18 protein-coding genes and 2 pseudogenes are annotated in these 23,161 nt (G+C 67.4%); 8 read left to right on the forward strand and 12 right to left on the reverse strand.

Features of this window, described 5'->3' with window-relative positions:
* Window positions 1-9 precede the first annotated feature (9 nt).
* Window positions 10-2,247, forward strand: a complete 2,238-nt coding sequence (locus KZ491_RS11185; protein ID WP_222565911.1) for a primosomal protein N' — start codon at window positions 10-12, stop codon at window positions 2,245-2,247.
* A gap of 40 nt (window positions 2,248-2,287) precedes the next feature.
* Here KZ491_RS11185 and KZ491_RS11190 read toward each other — a convergent pair whose 3' ends face one another.
* The 8 genes and pseudogenes from KZ491_RS11190 to rhlB all read right to left on the reverse strand — a co-directional run bounded on the left by KZ491_RS11190 (window position 2,288) and on the right by rhlB (window position 9,505).
* Entirely contained in the window at window positions 2,288-3,052 is a 765-nt protein-coding gene (locus tag KZ491_RS11190) for an NYN domain-containing protein (protein ID WP_222565912.1), read from the reverse strand.
* 134 nt (window positions 3,053-3,186) lie between these two features.
* Window positions 3,187-4,056: an RNA polymerase sigma factor RpoH gene (gene rpoH, locus KZ491_RS11195; RefSeq protein ID WP_425493152.1), complete on the reverse strand. Its 870-nt coding sequence runs from the start codon at window positions 4,054-4,056 to the stop codon at window positions 3,187-3,189.
* A gap of 136 nt (window positions 4,057-4,192) precedes the next feature.
* Window positions 4,193-4,915, reverse strand: coding sequence for a uracil-DNA glycosylase (gene ung / locus KZ491_RS11200; protein WP_222565914.1), 723 nt, complete (start codon window positions 4,913-4,915; stop codon window positions 4,193-4,195).
* A 126-nt stretch (window positions 4,916-5,041) separates the two neighbouring features.
* Window positions 5,042-5,377, reverse strand: a pseudogene (locus KZ491_RS12985) (response regulator); the annotation flags it as partial.
* Window positions 5,356-5,884, reverse strand: a pseudogene (locus KZ491_RS12990) (response regulator); the annotation flags it as partial. The pseudogenes KZ491_RS12985 and KZ491_RS12990, both read right to left, overlap by 22 nt.
* Complete coding sequence (ftsX, locus tag KZ491_RS11210; RefSeq protein ID WP_222565916.1) at window positions 5,881-6,828, reverse strand: permease-like cell division protein FtsX; 948 nt, start codon at window positions 6,826-6,828, stop codon at window positions 5,881-5,883. The gene ftsX and the pseudogene KZ491_RS12990, both read right to left, overlap by 4 nt.
* Window positions 6,825-7,511, reverse strand: coding sequence for a cell division ATP-binding protein FtsE (gene ftsE, locus KZ491_RS11215; RefSeq protein ID WP_222565917.1), 687 nt, complete (start codon window positions 7,509-7,511; stop codon window positions 6,825-6,827). Before ftsE ends, ftsX begins: the two co-directional genes overlap by 4 nt.
* A gap of 131 nt (window positions 7,512-7,642) precedes the next feature.
* A complete protein-coding gene (gene rhlB, locus KZ491_RS11220; protein WP_222565918.1) occupies window positions 7,643-9,505 on the reverse strand; it encodes an ATP-dependent RNA helicase RhlB in 1,863 nt (620 codons plus the stop codon).
* A gap of 258 nt (window positions 9,506-9,763) precedes the next feature.
* Between rhlB and trxA the strand changes: the two genes are divergently transcribed.
* The 3 genes from trxA to KZ491_RS11235 all read left to right on the forward strand — a co-directional run bounded on the left by trxA (window position 9,764) and on the right by KZ491_RS11235 (window position 13,233).
* Window positions 9,764-10,090, forward strand: a complete 327-nt coding sequence (gene trxA / locus KZ491_RS11225; RefSeq protein WP_222565919.1) for a thioredoxin — start codon at window positions 9,764-9,766, stop codon at window positions 10,088-10,090.
* A 254-nt stretch (window positions 10,091-10,344) separates the two neighbouring features.
* Window positions 10,345-12,249, forward strand: a complete 1,905-nt coding sequence (gene rho / locus KZ491_RS11230) for a transcription termination factor Rho (protein WP_222565920.1) — start codon at window positions 10,345-10,347, stop codon at window positions 12,247-12,249.
* Window positions 12,250-12,474: 225 nt separating this feature from the next.
* Window positions 12,475-13,233, forward strand: a complete 759-nt coding sequence (locus KZ491_RS11235; protein ID WP_222565921.1) for an SGNH/GDSL hydrolase family protein — start codon at window positions 12,475-12,477, stop codon at window positions 13,231-13,233.
* Here KZ491_RS11235 and KZ491_RS11240 read toward each other — a convergent pair.
* Window positions 13,221-14,579, reverse strand: coding sequence for an outer membrane protein transport protein (locus KZ491_RS11240; protein ID WP_222565922.1), 1,359 nt, complete (start codon window positions 14,577-14,579; stop codon window positions 13,221-13,223). The genes KZ491_RS11235 and KZ491_RS11240 overlap by 13 nt on opposite strands.
* Window positions 14,580-14,808: 229 nt before the next feature.
* On the opposite strand from KZ491_RS11240, the gene KZ491_RS11245 reads away from it, so the two are divergent.
* Complete coding sequence (locus KZ491_RS11245; RefSeq protein ID WP_222565923.1) at window positions 14,809-15,501, forward strand: rhomboid family intramembrane serine protease; 693 nt, start codon at window positions 14,809-14,811, stop codon at window positions 15,499-15,501.
* On the opposite strand, the gene KZ491_RS11250 is transcribed toward KZ491_RS11245, so the two are convergent.
* The 3 genes from KZ491_RS11250 to gpmI form a co-directional block, all read right to left on the reverse strand.
* Window positions 15,495-16,877, reverse strand: coding sequence for a S41 family peptidase (locus KZ491_RS11250; protein WP_222565924.1), 1,383 nt, complete (start codon window positions 16,875-16,877; stop codon window positions 15,495-15,497). The two genes, KZ491_RS11245 and KZ491_RS11250, sit on opposite strands and share 7 nt — an antisense overlap.
* A gap of 110 nt (window positions 16,878-16,987) precedes the next feature.
* Entirely contained in the window at window positions 16,988-18,232 is a 1,245-nt protein-coding gene (locus tag KZ491_RS11255; RefSeq protein ID WP_222565925.1) for a murein hydrolase activator EnvC family protein, read from the reverse strand.
* Window positions 18,232-19,785, reverse strand: a complete 1,554-nt coding sequence (gene gpmI, locus KZ491_RS11260) for a 2,3-bisphosphoglycerate-independent phosphoglycerate mutase (protein ID WP_343225610.1) — start codon at window positions 19,783-19,785, stop codon at window positions 18,232-18,234. Before gpmI ends, KZ491_RS11255 begins: the two co-directional genes overlap by 1 nt.
* 145 nt (window positions 19,786-19,930) lie before the next feature.
* Between gpmI and KZ491_RS11265 the strand changes: the two genes are divergently transcribed.
* From KZ491_RS11265 to KZ491_RS11275, 3 genes are all read left to right on the forward strand, one after another.
* On the forward strand, window positions 19,931-20,617 hold the full coding sequence (locus tag KZ491_RS11265; RefSeq protein ID WP_222565926.1) for a hypothetical protein: 687 nt from the start codon (window positions 19,931-19,933) through the stop codon (window positions 20,615-20,617).
* Between the two features lie 111 nt (window positions 20,618-20,728).
* Complete coding sequence (locus KZ491_RS11270) at window positions 20,729-22,420, forward strand: M28 family metallopeptidase (RefSeq protein ID WP_425493153.1); 1,692 nt, start codon at window positions 20,729-20,731, stop codon at window positions 22,418-22,420.
* Window positions 22,421-22,480: 60 nt separating this feature from the next.
* The gene (locus KZ491_RS11275) at window positions 22,481-22,972 is read left to right on the forward strand and encodes an MAPEG family protein (RefSeq protein ID WP_222565928.1); all 492 of its coding nucleotides are present in this window, start codon (window positions 22,481-22,483) and stop codon (window positions 22,970-22,972) included.
* Window positions 22,973-23,161: the final 189 nt, after the last annotated feature.

The raw sequence follows: 23,161 nt of genomic DNA on the forward strand, positions 1-23,161 counted from the left end.
ACTGGCGCGATGCCCGACCGCTCCCCCCAGATCCGCCTTCTGCGCGTTGCCGTTCCCGTGCCGTTACCGCGTCTGTTCGATTACCTCGCCCCGACAGACGGGGTTGAGGGCGAGATCGGAAGCCGGGTCAAGGTACCCTTCGGCGCGCGTGAACTGGTCGGCGTGGTGGTGGATGTCCCGACGGTCGCCGATGTGGATATGGCCACCGTGAAGCCGGCACTGGAGATTCTCGACGAGTCCGCCCTGTTCGCCGGGGAGCTGCTGGGATCGCTGCGATGGCTGGGCCGCTATACCCACGCCCCGCTGGGAGAGATCTTTGCGACGGCCCTGCCGGGACCGCTGCGCCGGGGCGAGCCGCTGCCCGCTACCCACGACTGGGCGTGGCGGCTGACGGCTGCCGGCCACGCCGGGCTCGCGGACATGCGCGCGGGCAGACCGCGCGTGTTGGCCGAACGCCTGCAGGATGGCGCGGTGAACGAGGCGCATCTCGACCCCGACGGCGTCGAAGCCGCCAGCTCCGGGACTGGCGCCTGGCGCGCCGCGGCGCGAACGCTGGCCCAGCGTGGACTGGCCGAGCGGATCGCCGTGGCACCGCTCCAGACCGCCTCCGCCCCGCGCCCGGGTCCTCAGCTGAACGACGAGCAGCAGGTCGCGGTCGACGCGGTCCTCGCAGCGCGCGACCACTTCGCCCCGTTCCTGCTCAACGGCGTGACCGGCAGCGGCAAGACCGAGGTCTATCTGCACGCGATCGCGGACTGCCTCGCCCGCGGCAAGCAGGCGCTGGTGCTGGTGCCGGAGATCGGCCTGACGCCGCAATTGCTCGCGCGCTTCCGTGCCCGCCTCGGCGTGGCCGTGCACGCGCTGCATTCGGGCCTCTCGGATGGGGAGCGCGCGCGAACCTGGGCGGCCTGCCTGCGCGGCGAGGCACGGGTCGTGGTCGGTACCCGTTCCGCGGTTTTCCTGCCCCTGCCCGACGCCGGCCTGCTCGTCATCGACGAGGAGCACGACGGCAGCTTCAAGCAGCTGGACGGCATCCGCTACCACGCCCGGGATTTCGCCCTGGTGCGTGCGCGGGCGCTGGACGTGCCCATCGTGCTAGGCAGTGCGACGCCTTCGCTGGAGTCCCTGCACAACGCGGTCTCCGGCCGCTACACGCACCTGCGTCTGACACGGCGTGCAGGCAACGCCCGGCCGCCGGCCGTGCGCGTTCTCGACGTGCGCAAGCGGCCGCTGCAGGCGGGACTGTCCCCGGAGTTGCTCGACGCCGTGGCCGCCGCACTGGCGGCCAATGGCCAGGTGCTGGTGTTCAAGAACCGCCGCGGCTACGCGCCGGTGCTGCTCTGCCACGACTGCGGCTGGAGTGCGCAGTGCCGCCAGTGCGATGCGGCGATGACCGTCCACGCCGGCGGACGGCGCCTGCAGTGCCACCACTGCGGCGCCCGCCGGCCGACACCCAACGCCTGCCCCGACTGCGGTGGGCTGGCACTGCAATCCCAGGGTGCGGGCACCGAACGCATCGAGGAGCTGCTGCGCGAGCGCTTTCCCGACGTCCCGGTACTGCGGATCGACCGCGGCACCACCAGCCGGCGTGATGCGCTGGAAACCCACCTGGCCAACTTCGGCGACACCCGCGGCATCCTGGTGGGCACGCAGATGCTGGCCAAGGGCCACGACCTGCCCAGCCTGACCCTGGTCGCGGTGGTGGGGATCGACGAGGGCCTGTTCAGTGCCGACTTCCGCGCACCTGAAAAGCTGGCCCAGTTGTTGATCCAGGTTGCCGGGCGGGCCGGTCGCGCCGACCGTGCCGGCCAGGTGGTGTTGCAGACCCACCATCCCGAGCACCCGCTGCTGGAGAGCCTGCTGAATGGCGGCTATGGCGCCTTCGCTGCGATCGAACTGGAGCAGCGCGAGGCCGCGGTGTTTCCCCCGTTTGCCCACCTGGCGATGTTCCGTGCCGAAGCCAAACAGGTGGAACTGGCCGATGCCTTCCTGCTGGTGGTGCGCCGGGCGCTGGAGGGTGCCGACCGCGCCCTGCGTGCGGGCGCGCCGGCGCTGGAGCTCAGCGGCCCCTTGCCGGCGCCGATGCCGCGGCGGGCGGGCTATCTGCGCAGCCAGCTGTTGCTGTCAGCCACTGCGCGCGGTCGCCTGCACCGGGTCCTGCAGGAAGCGTTGCCGGTGGTCCGCGCAAGTCCGGAAGCGCGCAAGGTGCGCTGGTCACTGGACGTGGATCCGGTGGACCTTTACTGAGTCACCGTTGGAACCGGGCGCGCACGGGATACCCGGTGAGTCAGGTCCGATCGTTTCCCGGCTTGCCGCCACCGCTGGGCAGTGTGCGGACGTACAGCGTCAGCCCTTCCTTCTTCACCTCGAACAGGCCGGTTGCCGCCACCAGTTCGCTCAACTTGGAGTAACCGTAGTTGCGCGGGTCAAACGAGGCCTGGTTGTTGATCTGGCTGCCCACCGGGCCCAGGTGCGCCCAGCCGTCCTCGCCGGCAACCGCACTGACCGCGCTGCGGAGCATCTGCACCAGCCGGGTGTCCTGGCGCAGCTCCGCGCGGTCCTTGCGGACGCGCACGGGCTGGTTGTCGGCATCGTCGGAATCGTCCTGCGGCCCGAGCGCTTCTATGTAGGTGAACACCGAGCAGGCGTTGACGAAGGGCAGCGGGGTCTTCTTCTCGCCGAAGCCGTACACCTTTACTCCGTCGGTCAGCAGGCGCATCACCAGCGGGGTGAAGTCGGCATCCGACGAGACGATCGCGAACCCGTCCAGGTTGCCCGCGTACAGCAGGTCCATGGCGTCGATCACCATCGCCATGTCGGACGCATTCTTGCCGGTGGAATACGCGAACTGCTGGATCGGCCGGATCGCGTATTCGTGCAGGCAGGCTTCCCAGCCCTTCAGGTGCGGGCTCTTCCAGTTGCCGTAGGCGCGGCGCACGTTGGCCGCGCCATGGCGGGCGACCTCGGCCAGGATGACGTCGATTTTCGCCGCCGGCGCGTTGTCGGCGTCCACCAGCAGCGCGATGCGCCGCTCATCGGAAATCATCGCCATGGCTTGCTCCCCGGAAAACCAGCGCAAAGCCTAACCCATGGCTGACACGAGAGTCGTGGTGATGACGCCGCCCGAACGCGAACGGCCCGGTTTCCCGGGCCGTTGCAATAACGCGATAAAGCGGTTGCGGCGAATTACGCGGCGAACAGGACCCGCATCTTCTTAAGCGCGTTCGCCTCGATCTGGCGGATGCGCTCGGCGGACACCCCGTACTCGTTGGCCAGCTCCTGCAGCGTCACCTTGTTCTCGTTACCCAGCCAGCGGCGGGCGACGATGTCGCGCGAACGCTCGTCGAGCTTGGCCAGCCCTTCGTGGAGCAGGCCGACCTGATGGTCTTCCACGCTCTCGCGCTCGTAGATCTGCGAGGGGTCCTCGTCGTGGGCGCGCAGGTAGGCCACCGGGGACGGCGGCGCGCGATCGTCGTCATCGCCCTCCGGCGCGTCGAAGCCGATGTCGCGACCGGACAGGCGCGACTCCATCTCCAGCACCTCACGCTCGGACACGTTCAGGTCGTTGGCGACGACACGGACCTCCTCGGCGTTCATCCAGCCCAGGCGCTTCTTGCTGCGACGCAGGTTGAAGAACAGCTTGCGCTGCGCCTTGGTGGTGGCGACCTTGACGATGCGCCAGTTCTTGAGGATGAACTCGTGCATCTCGGCACGGATCCAGTGGACGGCGAAGCTGACCAGGCGCACGCCCTGATCGGGGTCAAATCGCTTGACCGCCTTCATCAGGCCGATGTTGCCTTCCTGGATCAAGTCGCCGAGCGGGAGCCCGTAACCGTTGTAGCCGCGGGCCACGTGCACCACGAAGCGCAGGTGCGAATGCACCAGCTCACGGGCGGCATTGAGGTCTTCCTCGGCGAGGTAACGGCGTGCCAGTGCCTGCTCGTCTTCCACGCTTAGCACCGGGATGCGGTAAACCGCCCCGATATAGGCATCAAGCGATCCCAGCGCGCTGGGAACCGGCAGGCTGTTGGGAATGAGTGCGTTGGCAGTGGTCATCTGGGTCATGGCGCCTATTTTAGCAGTTGCAAGGTAAGACAGCTAAACCGTCGTTAAGTTCTCAGCATCCTGCTGGCAGGACGGTGTGCGATTGAATTCGCCGCCTTCCACGGGTGTCTGATATCCCTTTATACGTTCAATCCCCGTGCCCGGATGCACTGGTGGCAGGGGTTTCCGGCAGCGACCAGTCGAGCGGTGATTCGCCACGGCGGACGAGGTACTGGTTGGCCGCAGAAAAGTGCCCGCAACCGATGAACCCACGGTGGGCCGACAGTGGCGAGGGGTGCGGCGCGCGCAGCACCCGGTGACGCTGGCGGTCGATGATCGCCCCTTTCTTCTGCGCATAGGCACCCCAGAGCAGGAACACCAGGCCCTCGCGCTCGCGGTCCAGGGTTTGCACGACGTGATCAGTGAACCCCTCCCAGCCCTTGCCGACATGCGCCCCGGCGCTGGCCTCCTCCACGCTCAGCACCGCGTTTAGGAGTAACACGCCCCGGTGCGCCCATGGCAACAGGCAGCCGTGGGACGGCGCGGCCAAGCCGAGGTCACGCTCCAGCTCCTTGTAGATATTCCGCAGCGACGGCGGCACCGCCACGCCGGGGCGGACGGAGAAGCTCAGCCCGTGGGCCTGGCCCGGACCGTGGTAAGGGTCCTGGCCGAGGATCACCACGCGGACGGCGTCGAACGGCGTGGCCTCGAAGGCGGCGAACATCTCCCGCGCGGGCGGATGGATCCTCGCGCCGGCTGCCTGGCGCTCGCGCAGGAAGCGCGCCAGCGCCTGCATGTCTTCGCGCAACAGGTAGTCCCCGACGCGCTTGCGCCACGAGGCCTCCAGCCGGATCGGATTGTCGTCTGCCATGGAGCTGAACCCGTTACATCAATCGCCAGTTCGTGGTGGGTCAAAGTGCGCTTGTGCAGGTCGCGGCGTGCTCACGCAGTCACAGACTGCCGGTGCGGCCGGCGGCCGCTGCCCGACCCCGGAGACTCAGGCCAGCTTCGCCAACCGCAGCTGGAACAGGGTCTTGGTGATCAGGAGGCGCTCCTCGATGGGCTTGAGCACCAGATCGTTCGCACCCGCGCGCAGCAGCGCGCTCTGGTTGTCGACGTTCGCATCGCCTGTCATCACCAGCACCGGCAGCCGGCGTTTGCCATAGCCGAAGTCATTGCGGATCCGGTCGAGCAGGTCGCTGCCCTCCAGCTCCCCTTTCAGGTAGACGTCGGTGAGCACCAGGTTGGTGCCCGGGTCGGGCTGGCCGCGGTGCGCCTCCAGATACTCCAGCGCCTCCTCGACGCCGGTGAAATGGGTCACTTCCAGTTGCTGGCGCTCGAGCATGCGCTTGGTCGCCAGCGCCACCACGCGACTGTCCTCCACGTACAGGATGCGGGCACCGGGAACCGATTCGGGCTGGACGTAGCCTCGGATGAAGGTTGCCAGGGCGGCGTGCCCGAGGGCCTTGTCGAAATAGTCGGTGACGTCCTCGGTGAACTGGCGCGATTCCAGGTGCGACTGGGCGTCGCCGGACACCACGATCACCGGGACGTAGCGCTGCCCGGCCGCATCACGGACCGCGCGGGCCAGCGCGATGCCGTCGCCGTCGGGCAACGCCAGCGAGGTGGTGACCAGGTCCACGGGGCCTTCGCCCAGTGCTTGGGCGGCCTCGGCGATGCCCGCACATGGCACCACGCGGACGTCGGGCAACTCGCGAATGAGCACGTCGCCGATCAGGCGGCGGACGACCCGCGAGCCATCGACGACCATGACCCGCGGCGCGGCGCTCACCATGTGCCGCAGCTTGTCGGGTATGGCAGGAGCGGGTGAGGCGGTCATGTGTCGGTCGGCCGGGTCTGGCGCAGGTAGTGGCCGGTCACCAGCCACGCACCCAGCCAACCCAGGATGGCGGCGCAGACCAGCACCCCGCCCGCTTCGAACGCCGTGAAGCCGCGCAGGGCGAAATCGCTGCCATAGCTGCGGGCCAGTTCCACCAAGGGCGGGCGCAGGGCGGCGTCGGCGGCGGTGAGCAAAGCCAGCGCCAACGCGCCAGCCAACAGGCCGTAGCCCAGACCCAGGTAGAGAAACGGACGACGGATGAAGCCATCCGTCGCGCCGAGCAGTTGCAGGATGCCGATCTCGCCGGTGCGTTGCTGGATATCCAGCCGCACGGTGTTGCCGACGACGAGCAGCGCGCCCAGCCCGAGCATGGCCGCCAGCACCCACGCCAGTCGTCCGCCAAAGCGGAGCCAGCCATCCAGCCGCTCGCGCCAGGCAGCGTCGTGCTGGACCAGGTCGGTCTGTGGCATCTGCGCCAGCGCCGACGCCAGGGCGACCTCGTCATGGGCCGGGGTGATCACCAGCAGGTGCGGCAGCGGGTTGGCGTCCAGTGCATCGATGGTCTCGCCCAGCCCGGGCACACCACGCAGTTCGGTTAGTCCCTGATCGGGACTGCGCCACTCCACCGCGGCCACGTCGGCCCGCGAGCGCAGGGTTTCCGCCAGCGCACCGGCGTCCGCCTCGCTGGTTCCGGTCTGAAGGAAAACGCTGATCTGCCGGGCTTCCTGCACGTCGCCAGCGAAGCGTTCAACGTTGGACAACGCCGACCAGAGTCCCAGCGGAAGCGCGAGGGCCAGCGCCATGACGCCGATGGTCAAGGCCGTCGACCACGGCTTGCGCGCCATGCGGCCGAGACTGGCCATCAGGCTGTACAGGTGATGGTCGAACCAGGCACCCAGACCGCTGCGGCGCACCGGTGCGGGGGCGGCGATCGGGGTGCTCATTCGGCCAGGTCCTCCGGGTCGATGTCGTCCACCAGCTGGCCCTGGTTGAGCACCAGCACGCGCTTGCGCATCCGCTTGACCAACGCGAGGTCATGGCTGGCGACCAGCACACTGGTGCCGCGCTCGGGAAGTGACTCGAACAGGGTCATGATCTCCGCCGAAAGGGTCGGATCCAGGTTGCCGGTCGGCTCGTCGGCCACCAGCAGGGGCGGCTCACCGACGATGGCACGGGCAATGCCGACGCGCTGCTGTTCGCCCGCGGAAAGTTGCGATGGCAGCGCCTGCGCCCTGGCGCCCAGACTCACCCGGTCGAGCACGGCGCGCACCCGCTTGACGATTTCCTGCCGGCGCAACCCCTGCAGCAGCAAGGGCAGGGCGACGTTGTCGGCGACACTGCGATCGGCCAGCAGCCGGTGGTCCTGGAACACCACGCCGACACCGCGGCGATGCAGCGCGACCTTGCCGCCTCGCACGCGCTGCAGGTTGCGCTCGCCGAACAGCACGGTCCCGCGGGTTGGCCGCTCGGCCAGGTGTATCAATTTCAGCAGGGTGCTTTTGCCGGCGCCGGAGTGGCCGGTGAGGAACAGCATCTCGCCCTGGGCAACCTCGAAGCTCACGTCCTCCAGCGCCTTTCGGCCGCCTTCGTAGTGCTTGCTGACATTGTCGAAGCGCAGAACGCTCATCGCGGGCCCATCCGGTTCATCGTTGGCAAGTATCGACGGCGCACTCCGGGATGGCCAGCGCTCGGCGTTGTCGGCGCCCGGAACTGCGCGCGCGTTGAACACCCGCGCGCCGGCCAGTGATCAGTTTCGGCTCACGAGTCGCCGCCAACCAGGGATTTCAGGCGCTTGCCCAGGCGACCCAGCAGTCCCGGCTTGGACGGAGTGGCTGCCGCGGAGCCCAGTCGCGGAGCGGCCTTGTTCGCCGGCACCTGGTGCAACTTGCGCTCGCCGTTGGCCACTGGCGGCTTGTCCTGTGTCGGCGGAGCAGATCGGGCGGAGGCGGGCGCCGATGGCTGGGACGACGCACGCGACGTCTTGGCGGGGGCGGTGGACGTGGGTGGCTGCTGGTCTACATCGCCCTGCTGGCCCTCGATCTTGCGGCCGCCGCGTCGCCGGCGACGCTTGCGCGGCGGACGCGCGGGATCGCTGCCCACGGCGACGCCCTGCTGCGCTGGCGTGTTGACCGGCGCGACGGATGCGGACGCGGATGCCGGATCGACCGCCACGTCTGCCGCCGCGTTCTCGGCGATGGCCGGCTCGTGCGGCGCGGCAGCACTCTGCGGATGCTCCTTGCGGGGACGACGCGGCGTGGCCGGACCACCTTCGCGACGCCCGGCGCCGCCGCGCCCACTGCCCTCGCCGCTGCGGCTGCGACCGCCGCCACGACGCTCTTCCTCGGCCGCTCGCGCCTCGCGGGCTTCCTTGAAAATCGCACCAACGCTTTCCTGCTCTTCGCCGGCCACCTTTTCACGTGCCGGCCGCGGCAGCGGTATCAGCAGCTCGGGCTCGACCCGTGCGCTGGGGATCTTCTGTTCGATGTAGGCCTCGATATCCGGCAGGCCGATCGCGTAGCGCTCGCAGGCGAAGCTGATCGCGTCGCCCTCCTCGCCCAGCCGCGCCGTACGGCCGATGCGGTGGACATAGTCCTCGGCGTCAAACGGCAGATCGTAGTTGTAGACGTACTTCACGCCGTCGATGTGCAGACCGCGCGCGGCCACATCGGTGGCGACCAGAACCTCCAGCTGGCCCTTCTGGAACTTCGCCAGCAGGGATTCGCGCTTCTTCTGCGGCACATCACCGGAGAGCACGCCCACCCGGTAGCCGCCCTTCTCCAGGGCCCGGGCAACGCGCTCCACCCACACCTTGGTATTGACGAACACCATGGTGCGCGCGCCTTCACTGCGCGACAGCAGGCCCAGCAGCAGCGGGATCTTCTCCTCGTCCGCGGGGAAGTAGAGCAACTGGCGGACCTGGGATGCGGTGATGTATTCCGACTCCACCACCAGCTTTTCCGGCTCGTTCATGTGCTCGTAGGCCAGCTCCAGCACGCGGTGGCTGAGCGTGGCCGAGAACAGCAGGGTCTGACGGACGGTGCAGGCCGGCATGCGCCGCAGCAGGAAGCGGATGTCCTTGATGAAGCCCAGGTCGAACATCCGGTCGGCCTCGTCCAGCACGCACACCTCGCACGCGTGCAGGCTCACCACCTTGTGCTGCTTGACGTAGTCGATCAGGCGTCCCGGGGTGGCGATGATCACATCCACGCCCTTCTGCAGCAGCTCGCGCTGCTTGTCGTAGTCCACGCCGCCATAGACCAGGGCGAAGGTCAGGCCGACCTCCGGGCCCAGCTTGACCGCATCCTTGTGGATCTGGATCGCCAGCTCCCGGGTCGGTGCAAGGATCAGCGCACGCGGATCGCCGGGGTTGCGATCGGCCAGCGCCGGCTTGGTCAGCAGGCGGTTGATCGTGGCGACCAGGAAAGCGAGGGTCTTGCCGGTGCCGGTCTGCGCCTGGCCGGCCACGTCACCGCCCTTGAGCGCGACCGGCAGGCTCATTGCCTGGATCGGGGTGCAGCGGGTGAATCCGGCCAACTCGAGTCCGGCCAGCAGGCGCGGATGCAGGTCGAAGGAGTCAAAGGTGATATCGGTAAGTGGCTTGTCGCTCGGGCGGTCAGTCATAGGGGTCCGGGAGATCGCGCGCAGGGACTGCGCTTGCATGGATGGCAGCTGGCTTGCAGACTGCCGGGGTCGGCCAGTTTCGTCCCTGACCGCAGCGTGCGGGACTTGATAGCACCCGCCAAACACCCCAGTTTAACGCATGCGCGCTGACAACAGCGTCGCACCCGCCGGGCTACCCTTGCCGGACGTGCTTTCATTACGCGCTATCGCCAGTCCGGCCGCCCATGCGCCGGCACCCACCCCATCCAGGAGTCATCCGTGAGCGAGAAAACCATCCAGGTCGGCGACGCCGACTTTGAATCTGTTGTTCTGCAGTCCGCCGAGCCGGTCCTGGTCGACTTCTGGGCCGAGTGGTGCGGGCCGTGCAAGATGATCGCCCCCGCGCTGGAGGAGCTGGCGGAGACCTATGCCGGTCGCGTCAAGATCGCCAAGATCAACGTCGACCACAATCAGGCCACCGCGCTCAAGTACCACGTGCGCTCGATCCCGATGCTGCTGCTGTTCAAGGACGGGCAGGTGCAGGAAACGCAGATCGGTGCGGTCGGCAAGGGCCAGCTCGCACAGATGATCGACAAGGCGCTCTGAGCCCCTTCGCGCGGGCGGCCTCCGGGCGGATTCCCCGCAGCTGAACCGATGGGCTCCGGTATTTGCCGGCAATACTTGCAGCGGGGCCCGTCGCAGTGCTAGTTTCGCAGGGCCCGGTGCCTGAACGACCCCCGCTTGCCAGCCGTCTTGGCCTGCTGAAGTCGGTTCCCCGCCGCACCTGTTTACCGAATCCAACGTCCCTGACGCTTCGCCCGCCTTTCGCGGGCGCTCGCCGCTTAGCGAGGAATACCCGCTTGTCCGAAAACACCCCCGACGCCGGCGATATCGCCGAAAAGCGCGTGCGCAAGACGCGCGTGAGCAAAACCACGGCCGCCAAGGTCGATTCGCCCCAGAGCGAACTGCCGATGACGCCGGCCGCCAAATCCGAGCCGGCAAAGCCGGCACCAGCGGCACCCTCATCCGCGCCGGCGCCGGCGCCGGCGCCGGCACCGGCACCGGCACCCAAGTCCGATGCCGCGCCCGTCGCGCAGGCAGCCAAGCCTGCGCCCAAGGCCGCGGCAAAGCCTGAAACCGCCCCGTCCGGCGGCGAACCCGCGCCGGCGAGCAAGCCCAAGGATTCCGCCCCGACCGCGGCGCCCGCGTCCGGCGGTGGCGATACTGCCCGCCAGGACAGCGGCGACCAGCACGGCAAGAACCAGGAAAGCGGCGGCGGTGGCGAAGGCCACCAGCGCCCGCCCCGCGACGGCCAACACCGCGACCAGGAAGGCGGCCGCAGCAACAACCGCCGCGAACGATTCCGCAGCAAGCGCGAGCGCGGTGGTGGTGGTGGCGGTGGCGGCGGCAGGAGTGGTCCGCGCGACGGCCTGCCCAGCGATGACGGCGGCAACGAGCCGTTCATCCCGCGCTCCAATCCTCAGGTACCCGAGGGCTTCCCGACCTATTCGCTCGGCGACCTCAAGCGCATGCCGGCGCACAAGCTACTGGAAATCGCCGAGCAGCTGAACATCTCCGAAGGCGTCGCGCGCGCCCGCAAGCAGGACGTCATCTTCGCGGTGCTGAAGGTGCTGACCCGGCACGGCGAAGGCGTCGCCGCCGACGGCGTGCTGGAAATCCTGCCCGACGGGTTCGGCTTCCTGCGGGCGGCCGAAGCGTCCTACCTGGCCGGCCCGGACGATACATATATCTCGCCCAGCCAGATTCGCCGCTTCAACCTGCGCACCGGCGACCACCTTTCGGGCCGCATCCGATTCCCGAAAGACGGCGAACGGTATTTCGCCCTGTCGATCGTCGATACGATCAACGGCGAACCGCTGGAAGCGTCCAAAAACAAGGTTCTGTTCGAGAACCTGACCGCGCTGTTCCCACGGCGCAAGTTCCAGCTCGAGCGCGGCGACGGCTCGACCGAGGACATCACCGGCCGGATCCTCGACCTGATGGCCCCGCAGGGCAAGGGTCAGCGCGCCCTGATCGTCAGCCCGCCCAAGGCCGGCAAGACGATGATGATGCAGCAGATCGCCACCGCGATCAGCCACAACCATCCCGACGTGCACATGATCGTGCTGCTGATCGACGAGCGGCCAGAGGAAGTCACCGAGATGCAGCGCACCGTGCGCGGCGAAGTGATCTCCTCGACCTTCGACGAGCCGGCCGCGCGCCACGTGCAGGTCGCCGAGATGGTGATTGAGCGGGCCAAGCGCCTGGTCGAGCACAAGAAGGACGTGGTGATCCTGCTCGACTCCATCACCCGTCTGGCCCGCGCCTACAACAACGTCCTGCCCAGCTCGGGCAAGGTGTTGTCGGGCGGCGTGGACGCCAATGCGCTGCACCGCCCGAAGCGGTTCTTCGGCGCGGCGCGCAACGTCGAGGAAGGCGGCAGCCTGACCATCATCGCCACCGCGCTGGTCGATACCGGCAGCAAGATGGACGAGGTGATCTACGAGGAGTTCAAGGGCACCGGCAACTCCGAGGTACACCTGAGCCGCCGCATCGCCGAGAAGCGCGTGTACCCGGCGATCGACATCAACCGCTCCGGCACCCGCCGCGAGGACTACCTGATCGAGCCCGAGCTGCTGCAGAAGATCTGGATCCTGCGCAAGCTGCTGCACGGCATGGACGAGATCGGCGCGATGGAATTCCTGCTCGACAAGATGAAGAGCTCCAAGTCCAACGACGAGTTCTTCTCCTCGATGAAGCGCTGACCCCAGCACGTCACGGCAACTCAGCGCCCCGCATTGCGGGGCGTTTTTTATTCCGCGTGGCCGCATGTCAAGCTCCACTTTCAAACCGGAGCCTCCTGCGATGGCGACACGCAAAGCGAGAAACATGTGAGCATCTGATCAGGCTTCAGGCTGGCACTGGCCTTCCTTCTCGCCGCCGGCTTATGTGCATGCGCGGCCGCGGACACCAGATCCGACAAACAACACGTGTTGTTTGTCGGCAACAGCCTGACCTACTACGGCAACGCTCCTGCCGTTTACGCGGCGCTCAGCACGGCCAACGGGCACCCGGCGACGAGCGGGATGATCGTGGAGGGCGGCGCCACGCTGGCCCAGTTGGTTGCCGACGGTCAGGTCGAGCAGGCCATGCAGTCTGGACGTTACGACACGCTGGTCATCCAGGAGCGCGGTGGCGATCTGCTGTGCTCGTTCGGCCCGGATTCCTGCATCGAGTCGCGCGCGGCAATGATGGCTTTGGCACGCATCGGCAGAGAGCACGGCGCCACCGTCGTCATGCTGGGCAGCTACCAGCCGACCCCGACGATCTCGCGGCAATTGGTGCAGGCGGAGGCTGCTGCCAGCAAAGCGGCCGGCATCGATTACGCGGAAGTCTCCGAGACGCTGCGCCACTTGACCGCGGCAGCGCCGGAACTGGCGTGGTTTGCCGCCGACGGCATGCATCCGGGACGGCATCTGACCCTGCTCAACGCGATCGTGATCTATCAAGCGCTGCACGTTCAGCTCCCCGCCGCCGGTCCCCTGACAGTGGATGCACCCATCTACGCCGGGGACAGCGGACTGCAAGCCACGTTGAGAACCGCCGATGCGCCGCCGCCCAACCCGGACACGCCGACCGGAACGGAATACTCCGCTGCGACGCTCGCGCGCATCCTGCAGAGTCTGGCCAAAAAAAACCCCGCCGAAGCGGGGCTCTCTTCCACCGGGAGGCTCGATCAGAACTTGTAGTTGATCGACGCCGCCAGGATGTCACCACCGACCTCGTAGCTGCCGGCCAGGGTGCTGCCCGTAGCCGACACACTGTTGATGGTCGGGTCCTTGGTGAACAGGTGCGTGTAGCCGAGGTTGAACTCCATCCGCTCCGACGGGGTCCAGCCGACGCCCAGCGACAGCCACTTGCGGGTCACGTCCGGCACGCGCACGTCGCGATGCGCATCGCTGGTCGGGGTCTCGTCGTAGGCAACGCCGCCACGCAGGGTGACGGTGTCGTTCAGGCGGTACTCGGTACCGAGTGAGACGAACGTGGTGTCGTCGTAGCGGAAGGCGAGGACGTTATCGGCTTGTGCCGAATCGAATTCAACCGTCACGCTGTCAAACGCGGTCTTCCACGCGGTGCGCGACACGTCGCCCATCACCGACCAGCGGTCGTTGACGTTGTGGGTCACGCTGAGGGTGGCCGACGCCGGCAGGGTCAGCTCGGCGCGGCCCTTGGTATCGACATACTGGCCCGGTGCGTAGACCGACAGGAAGGCGGCGGCATTGGCCGGCACGGTGAAATCGGCGTCGCCGCCGGTGATCTTGTGCTTGACCTTGGAGCGGTAGCTCAGCGCGATATGGGTGTTCTCGCTCGGGCTGAACAGGCCGCCGATGGTGTAGCCCACCGCGTTGTTGTCACCTTCGATGGTGACGAAACCATCTGCATTGCCGGGAGCAAAGCCGGCCGCGCCGCCGCCCTGGGCGTAGATCGCGGTTCCGAAGTCGATCGCGTTGCTCAACTCGATCGTCAGGTGCTCAACGAACACCGACGCGCCGAAGGACAGGTACGGGTTGATGTCGTAGGACGCCGACAGGCCCAGGTCGATGGCCTTCAGGTCGGTGGTGACGGCATTGTAGCGGCCGACCCAGTTGCGGTCGTAGTCGGTCTTGAAGCCGAACGGGGCGGTCAGGGAGACGCCGAAGTGCGCGCTCTCGCCCATCGGCATATGGAAGTACGCCGCCGGGACCGGGGCGATCATGCCCGCGTCGCCGCCGTTGCCGCCGGAAACCGGCATCCCGGTGCCCGGGCCGGTGGGGCCGACGTGGCGACCGCTGCCGTCAAAATCGGCCGAGAAGCTGATGGCGCTCAGGTCGGCCTGGATCTGGCGGCCGTCCAGATGGCGCATCGCCGCCGGGTTGGTCGCCACCACGGACGCGTCGCCGGGCGCGCTGGTGGAACCCGCAAACGCGCGTCCCAGACCCTTGGCACTGTTCTCCTTGAGCTGAAACGCGGCGCCGTGCGCGTGACCCATCGACAGTGCCCCGGCGATGCCGATGACCAGTGCCGAAAGGCGGGTGATGCTGTGTACGTGCTGCATGCGAATTCTCTCCAGAACCTTGGTTTCGCGCCCGCCTGGATCGCCGGCGGGGGCCGGTTTCCGGCAGGCGCCGGGGTTGCCGCCATACGGCGCCGTCCGCACTATAACGTGGCAATTAACCTTACGCTAACAATGACGTACGTCACGCTATGTCACCGCCGCGCATTCAGGCTCGAAGGCGCCATCGGGTGACCCGTATCATCCAGTGTCCCGGCTGCCGGAACCCGATGTGTTCATTGCAATCCCCTCGCGCCAGAAGCCGCCGCTGCGATGGGCCACCCCGTTGCTGTTTGCCGGTCTGTGGCTGTGCTTCACCTGGGGCACGCTGCTACCGGCAAGCGAGCAACACGCGTTGCTGCTGGAGTGGGGAGCGCTCTCGGGGGGGCTGACCACGCCACTGGCCTGGCGCGAGGCCCTGGCCGACGGCAATCTGGTGCGGTTGGTTAGCGCGCTGTTCCTGCACGCCGACTGGGCCCACCTGCTGGGCAATCTGGTGTTCCTGCTGATCTTCGGCCTGCCAGCGGAGCGTGCGATGGGCCCGTGGCGGTTCATGCTGCTGTTCCTGCTCGGCGGCGCGGTGGCGAACCTGGCAGCGGTGCTGGCCATTTCCACGCCCGACCGCCTGATCATCGGCGCCAGTGGCGCGGTGTCGGCGCTGATCGGCGCCTATCTGGCGCTCTTTCCGGGAGCACGGCTCGGCGTGGTGGTGCCGCTGGGGCTGTTCCTGCAGTTCGTCAAGATGCCCGCACCCTTGCTCATCGGCGTGTGGGCCCTGCTGCAGGTGGTGTTCACCTACATCGGCCCGGCGTTCGGCGCCGTTGCGTGGTCGGCGCATGTGGCCGGCTTTGCCTTCGGCGGTGCGTTCGCCTTGATTGCCAGGGCGGGCATTGCCCGCCGCCTGCGCCGACGCCGCGGTTACTGAGTGGGAGCCTGGGCGTCCTTCGCGGCCGCCTTCCGCACCGTTTTGGCCGGAAGTTTTTTCAGCTCAGCCAGGGCCAGGTCAATGTAGCCGTCGCCTTCGAGCACCTCGCCTTCCGACGCGTCCCGCGACTCCTCGCCGTCGCCACCCAGATGGCCCGGCAAGCTGGCCTCGGTGTAGCCCTTACGACCGCCGTTGCCAGCGTCCGCATCGGGCTTCAGCAGGATGTCCGGAACGATGCCCAGGGCCTGGATCGACTTGCCGCTGGGCGTGTAGTAACGCGCGGTGGTGAGCTTGACGGAATCGCCGTTGTCCAGCGGCAGCAGCGTTTGCACCGATCCCTTGCCGAAGGTGCGACTGCCCATCACCAGCGCGCGACCGTTGTCGGCCAGGGCGCCGGCCAGCACCTCCGAGGCACTGGCCGAGCCCGCGTCCACCAGCACCACCAGCGGGGCGCCGCCCAGACGGTCGCCCGGGGTCGCGCCGAACACGGCATCGCTGATCGCGATCCGACCCCGGGTGCTGACGATCGTGCCCTCATCCAGCAACGAGTCGGCGATCTGTACCGCGGCGGTGAGCAGACCGCCGGGATTGCTGCGCAGGTCCAGCACCAGGCCGCGCAATTTGCCGCCGGCCTTCTGGCGGAGCTCGTCCAGCTGGCGGTCGAACTCCGCCGCGGTGTCGGCCTGGAACGCACTCACGCGCACATAGCCGTATCCCGGCTCGAGCATCCTGGTGCGCACGCTGGCAATCCGGATGGTCTGGCGCTGGACCTTGATCGTCAGCGGCTCGGTTTCGCCATCGCGGATCACGGTCAGTTCCAGCGTGGTGCCGGCTTCGCCGCGCAGTGAGCTGGCGGCCTCATCGGAGGGCGTCAACGGTGCGCCATCCACCGCCACGATCAGGTCACCGGACTTGATGCCGGCGCGCGCGGCCGGCGTGTCGTCGATCGGTGCGATCACCCGCAGCGTGCCGTCGGGCTGGCGCTGGATCTCCACGCCGATCCCCTCGTAATTGCCGCGCGACTGTTCGTCGAAATTCTCCGCCGCGTCGCCTTCCAGATAGGCGCTGTGCGGGTCCAGATCCAGCAACAGGCCGCGGATCGCGGACTGCATCAGCTGGTGGTCATCGACCGGCTCGACGTAGGCGGCCTTCACCGCCTTGTAGACCGCCACGTAGCGGCGGATCTCATCCAGCGGCACCTTGGAGTCGCTGCTCTGATCGGTGCGCGCATCCTCCACCGCGGGTGCCTTGGCAGCGTCCGTTGCGACCTGCGTGCGAACCGGGTCCTGGGGCGCACCGACGGGGGCGGCGGCGGCGGTGTACGACAGCGCCAGGGCGATGGCAAGGACGAGCGGGCTCAGGTGGCGCTTGGACATGAACAAACTCCGGAGACAACGGTTGGGCGCTCCCGACGGTTGGGGATGGCCGATGGGAACCACGGTAGTCCGCAGCACCCCAATTTTGGGTAAAGCGCGAGCCGCGGCGCTCAGCGATTCAGCCACACATTCGGGTTCACCGGTTCGCCATTGCGCCGCAGTTCGAAATACAGGGCCGGCCGGCCGTGGCCACCCGAAGTGCCCACGGTCGATACCGGGTCGCCGCGGCGCACAGCATCACCGGCGTCACGCAGCACCGCGTCATTGTGCGCGTACAGACTCATGTATCCGTTGCCGTGATCGATGATGAGGATCAGTCCGAAACCGCTCATCCATTCGGCGTACACCACGGTGCCGTCCGCGACCGCCTGCACCGAGGTGCCGGCATTGGCGCCAATCAGCATGCCTTGGCTGGGCCGGCCGTCGGGAAGCTTGGCCCCGTAGCCGGCAATCAGGCTGCCGCTCAGTGGCCATCCCGCGCCGCCTACCTTGGGCCCGCTGGCGGAGGCCGCCGGTCGTGCGGGTGCGGGCGTCGGCGCCGGTTGCCCCGCACGCTTCGCCTGCTCGCGCGCCAGGCGGGCTTCGCGTTCAGCCTTGGCTGCGGCGGCCTTGCGCTGGGCTTCGGCGCGGGCCGCGGCGGCACGCAGTTGCTTGAGCACCTGCTCCAGCCCCTGGACATCGCGGCCCAAGGCCTTTTCGCGGCTCTGCCGATCCTTGTAGGTTTTATCCAAGGTCGCGACCAGGGTGCCACGTTCCTTGCGCTCCTTTTCCAGCTCGTCGACCTGCTGCGCCTGCTTTGCCATCTGCGCATCCAGCTCTGCGCGCCGCTCGACGATCTCGCGCTCCACCTGATCCAGTCCGGCCAGCTGATCGCCCAGCTCCTTGATCCGTGCCGCACGATCGGCCTGCAGATAGCGGTGGTAGGCCAGCAGCCGGTTGGCGTCGGCGACCCGGTCCTGTGCCAGCAGAACCTTCAGCGGCGCGGCGTCACCCTGCGCGTACGCGGCGCGCAGCAGGCGTGACAGCTCGTCGCGGCGACCGGCCAGTTTGTCCTGCATGCCGGCGCGTTGGGTCTGCAGCTGCTGCATGCGCTCGTTGCTTGCCTGCAACGCCTGGCGGGTTTCCACCAGACGCCGGTTCGCAGCCGCGACCCGCTCGTCGGCCTGGCGCAGCTCACGCGTGGCCGCACCCCGGCGGGCTTCCACTTCCCGACGCTCGCTGGCGACCGCCTGCAGCTCCTTCTTCGCCGATTGCAGTTTGCGCTCGGCGTCGCCGCGATCCTGCGCAGGCGCAGGCCACGGGCACAGCAGCATCAATGCCAGTGCGAAAACCGCGCTCGCGGGCGGCTTGCGCATCAGGCCGGGTGCCTGTCCGTAAGCAGGCTGCGGCCGGTCATCTCCACCGGGCGTGGCAGACCCAGCAGGTCGAGCATGGTCGGCGCAATGTCGCGCAGCGAACCGCCCGGACGGAGACCCGCGGCGCGTGGGCCGACATACACCAGCGGGACCGGACCGACGGTGTGCGACGTATGGGGCTGGCCGGTGGCGGCATCGCGCATCATTTCCACGTTGCCGTGGTCTGCGGTGACCAGCAGCGCACCGCCCACCTCGCGCACCGCGGCCACGATCGCGCCGATCGCCACGTCCACCGCCTCCACCGCCTTGATCGCCGCCTCCAGCAGGCCGCTGTGGCCCACCATGTCGGGATTGGCGATATTGCAGATGGCCACGTCGATGTTGCCGGAGCGAATCGCGGCCACCAACTCGCGGGTGACCTCCGGGCAGCTCATTTCCGGCTGCAGGTCGTAGGTGGGAACGTCGGGGCTGGGAATGAGGATGCGGCTTTCGCCCGGGTAGGGTGCCTCGCGGCCACCACTGAAGAAGAACGTGACGTGCGCGTACTTTTCGGTCTCGGCAATCCGCAGCTGACGCAGGCCGTTATGAGCCAGCACCTCACCGAGCGTGTTGTGCAGATCCTCCGGTCCGAAGGCAACCTTCGCAGGCAGACTGGCGTCGTACTCGGTCAAGCACACGAAGCGCGAGAGTGCTGGCCGGCGCGCCGAAAACCCGTCGAAACCCGGCTCCACGAATGCCGCCGTCAACTGGCGTGCGCGATCGGCGCGGTAGTTCATGAACACCACCGCATCGCCGTCCATGATCGGCGACGGTGCGCCGATCACCGTCGGCTCAAGGAACTCATCGTTTTCGCCGCGCGCGTACGCGGCGGCCAGCGCCGCGGCGGCGTCATCGGCATGCTGGGTGGCCTGGCCTTCGACGAGTGCGTCCCACGCCTTGCGGACGCGGTCCCAACGATGGTCGCGGTCCATCGCGTAGTAGCGTCCCGACACACTGGCGATGCGCGCATTGCCCGCCTGGTCGCAGGCGCTTTGCAGCCTGGAAAGACTGGGCGCCGCCGAGCGCGGTGGCATGTCGCGTCCGTCCAGGAACGCGTGCACCGCCACCCGGTCGACACCTTCACGACGGGCAAGATCGATCATCGCCAACAGGTGATTCTCGTGACTGTGCACTCCGCCCGGGGACACCAGACCCAGCAGGTGCAGCGTGGTGGCGTTCTCACGAGCCACGGTGCACGCCGCGAGCAATTCGGCGTTGCGGAAAAAGCTGCCATCCTCGATGGCTGCGTCGATCCGGGTCAGGTCCTGGTACACCACCCGACCCGCGCCCAGATTCATGTGGCCGACCTCCGAGTTGCCCATCTGGCCGTCCGGCAAGCCGACATGTCGACCCTCGGTATGGATCAACGTGTGCGGCGAACCCGCCAGCAACGCATGCCAATGGGGCAGATGGGCCTGGGCCAGCGCGTTGTCTTCGCGCTCCTCCCGATGCCCCCACCCATCGAGGATCAGCAGGACGACGGGGCGGAGTGCATGGGGGGCAGCTACGGGCACGGTATCGATCCGGTTACGATGGGCAGACCGCGATTGTAGCGAAGGGGCTGCGCCACAATCGGCCAGATCGACGCCACGCTCACGTTGACATCCGATGGCGCACCGTCCGCGGTGCAGAATCCTCCACCCTCGATGGGAGAACACCATGCAATCCCGTAGCTTGACGATCATCCTCTCTGCCGGACTCGCCATTGTTGCCGGCAGCGCCTGGCCTCTGCCAGCGTCGGCTGCGCAGGACAACATCAGCAAGGTCACCGGCAGCATCGACGTGGACGCAGGTGCGCACGTGGGCAACATCAACACCGTGAACGGAAGCATCAATATCGGCGCCAACGCGGAAGCCGGCAACGTGTCGACCGTCAACGGCAGCATCAAACTGGCCGATGACGTGCGCGCCGGCCAGCTTTCCACGGTCAATGGCTCGATCCGGGCCGGCCGCGAGACGCGCACCCGCGCCGCCTCGACCGTGAACGGTCAGATCTTCATGGATCGCGGGAGCAATGTCGCCGGCAACATCAGCACCGTCAACGGCGCGATCGGCCTGGTGGGAACCCGGGTCGAGGGCGGAATAGAGATGGTCAACGGCGACCTGACCGTCGGCGCCAACTCGCACCTCATCGGCGGCATCCACTACGACAAACCCGGCTTTCAGTGGTTCAGCCTCGGCAACAAGGCGCCGCGCGTGGTTGTGGGGCCGGGTGCGCAGGTGGAGGGCGACATGGTGTTTAAGCGCGACGTCGAACTCCACGTTCACGAGACTGCGCGCATCGGCAAGGTGACCGGCGCCACCGTGAAGACATGGTCCGGAGACCGCCCGCCGCTGAAGGATTGACCCGGCAGGGACCGCTGCGCCCCCTCATCGGGCCGGGGCTTGGGCGGGAAACGGACTGCTAGTATCGGGTGTCCTGATCGTCCCGGAGCTCGCATGTCCCGTATTCCACTCCTGCCAGCGACGTCGCTGGTCGCCGCCGCGCTGGTTCTGGCGGCATGCAACAAAGCCGACGACACCCCCGCGCCAACTGCCGCGCCAGCGGTCACCCAGTCCGATGCCGGTGCCATCTCCGCCCCGGACTTCGCCGAACGGGTCAAGGTGCTGTCCTCGGACGAATTCGGCGGACGCGCTCCCGGCAGCGCGGGTGAGGAAAAAACCGTCGCCTGGCTTGAAGAGCAATTCCGCAGTCTGGGTCTGAAGCCTGGCAACGGCGAGAGCTACTTCCAGGACGTGCCGATGGTGGAGACCACCGCCGACGAGTCCACCCAGCTCGCACTGAAAGTCGCCGGCAAACCGCGTCAGCTCAACTTTGGCAGCGACATGGTGATCGGTACCCGCAGCGGCAAGACCCGGGTGGAAATCAACAACAGCGACCTGGTGTTCGTCGGGTACGGCGTCAACGCGCCCGAGCTGGACTGGAATGACTACGCCGGCGTCGACGTGAAGGGCAAGACCGTGGTGATGTTCATCAATGACCCCGGCTTCCATACCGACGATGCAGAGCTGTTTGAAGGCAAGCGGATGACCTACTACGGCCGCTGGACCTACAAGTTCGAAGAGGCCGCGCGCCAGGGTGCCGCAGCGGCACTGATCATCCACGACCGCGACGGCGCTTCCTACGGCTGGGACGTGGTCAAGAACTCCTGGTCGGGCCCGCAGTTCGACCTGGCTGCGGCCGACGACCCGGAGCCGCGTCTCCCGGCGCAGGGCTGGATCACCGCGGACGTAGCGCGCAGCCTTCTTGCCGACACCGGCCATAATCTCGACGAGCTCTACACGGCGGCGAATAAACCGGGCTTCAAGGCGATTCCGCTGGACGCGTCGATGTCGGTGGAGCTCACCAGCACCGTGACGACTAAGTCCTCGAAGAACGTCATGGGTTTGCTCCCCGGCAACGCGCGGCCTGATGAGGCCATCGTCTACATGGCCCACTGGGACCACTTGGGCGACCACCGCGAGGAGGGCACCGATCCGGCCGAGGACACCATCTACAACGGAGCGATCGACAACGCCACCGGCGTTGCCGGCATTCTCGGCATCGCCCAGGCATTCGTCGCCCAGCAGCCCGCCCCGGAACGCTCCGTGCTGTTCCTCGCCGTCACCCTGGAAGAGTCGGGGCTGCTGGGCTCCAAGTACTACGTGGCTCATCCGAGCATCCCCTTGGACAAGACGGTCGCGGTCATCAACATTGACGCGATGTCGGTCGCGGGACCCTCGCGTGACATGACGGTTGTCGGCAAGGGCAGCTCCGAGCTTGAGGACATCCTGGGCCACCACGCCGAGGCGCAGGGAAGGACGCTGACTGCCGAAGCGACGCCGGAGAGCGGCTTCTATTTCCGCTCGGATCACTTCAACTTCGCCAAAGCGGGAGTGCCCGCCCTGTACGCCAGCGGTGGAGATGATCTGGTCGACGGTGGCATCGCGGCGGGCAAGGCAGCTGCCGAGGACTACGGGCTGAACCGCTATCACCAGCCCACTGACGAGTTCGATCCGGACTGGAATCTGGAAGGCGTCGTCCAGGACCTGCAGGCCCTGTATGGCGTCGGTCGGGATCTGGCGAGCGGCGACCAGTGGCCGAACTGGTACGAGGGGAACGCGTTTCGCGCGGCCCGTGAGGCCATGATGCACAAGCAGTCTCAATGAAGCGCTGAGCAATAGGGGACTGTGTACCGCTGGTTGGCGGCATTGCCTCAGGATAGATGTATGACAACGGCGCCTCGGGGCGCCGTTGTCATTTCCGATAGTCTAAAACCCACGCTGGCCACCAGCATCAGCAGAGAGTCGCCGATGAACCTTTCCACCGCGTATTGGTGTGTACTTGTTGCCGCGATGTTGCCTTACGTCTGGACGGTGGTTGCCAAACTCTCCGGCAGCGGGCGATTCGACAACAACGATCCACGCGCCTGGCTCGCCCGGCAGAAGAATCCGCGCACATCCCGGGCAAACTCGGCGCAGATGAATGCGTTTGAAGCATTCCCAGCATTCGCGGCGGCGGTGATTCTTGCCCAGCTTGCGGGAATCGAGCCTCCGCGCATCGCATTGCTGGCACTCATATTCGTCGCTGCCAGGATCCTCCACGGAATCTTCTACGTCACCGACAAGGCTAGCCTCCGCACCGGCACCTGGTTCATCGGTCTGATGTGCGTAGTAGCACTGCTTGTGCACGCAGCCATGCAGGTCGCGTCGCCGGTCTGAGTTCACCACCGGCAGCAATCAGATCCTTGGCGTGGTTGCAGGAGGCGTCATTGCTGGCCTGTCTGCGCGGCGTGTTGCCAACGCTGCCACCGTACAAAGAAAAAGGCCGGACCCTGTTGGGATCCGGCCTTTGGTGTAAATGCCCAGCGATGACCTACTCTTGCATGGCTTAAGCCACACTACCATCGG

This window comes from Novilysobacter antarcticus, from assembly GCF_019802285.1.
Classification (GTDB): domain Bacteria; phylum Pseudomonadota; class Gammaproteobacteria; order Xanthomonadales; family Xanthomonadaceae; genus Novilysobacter; species Novilysobacter antarcticus.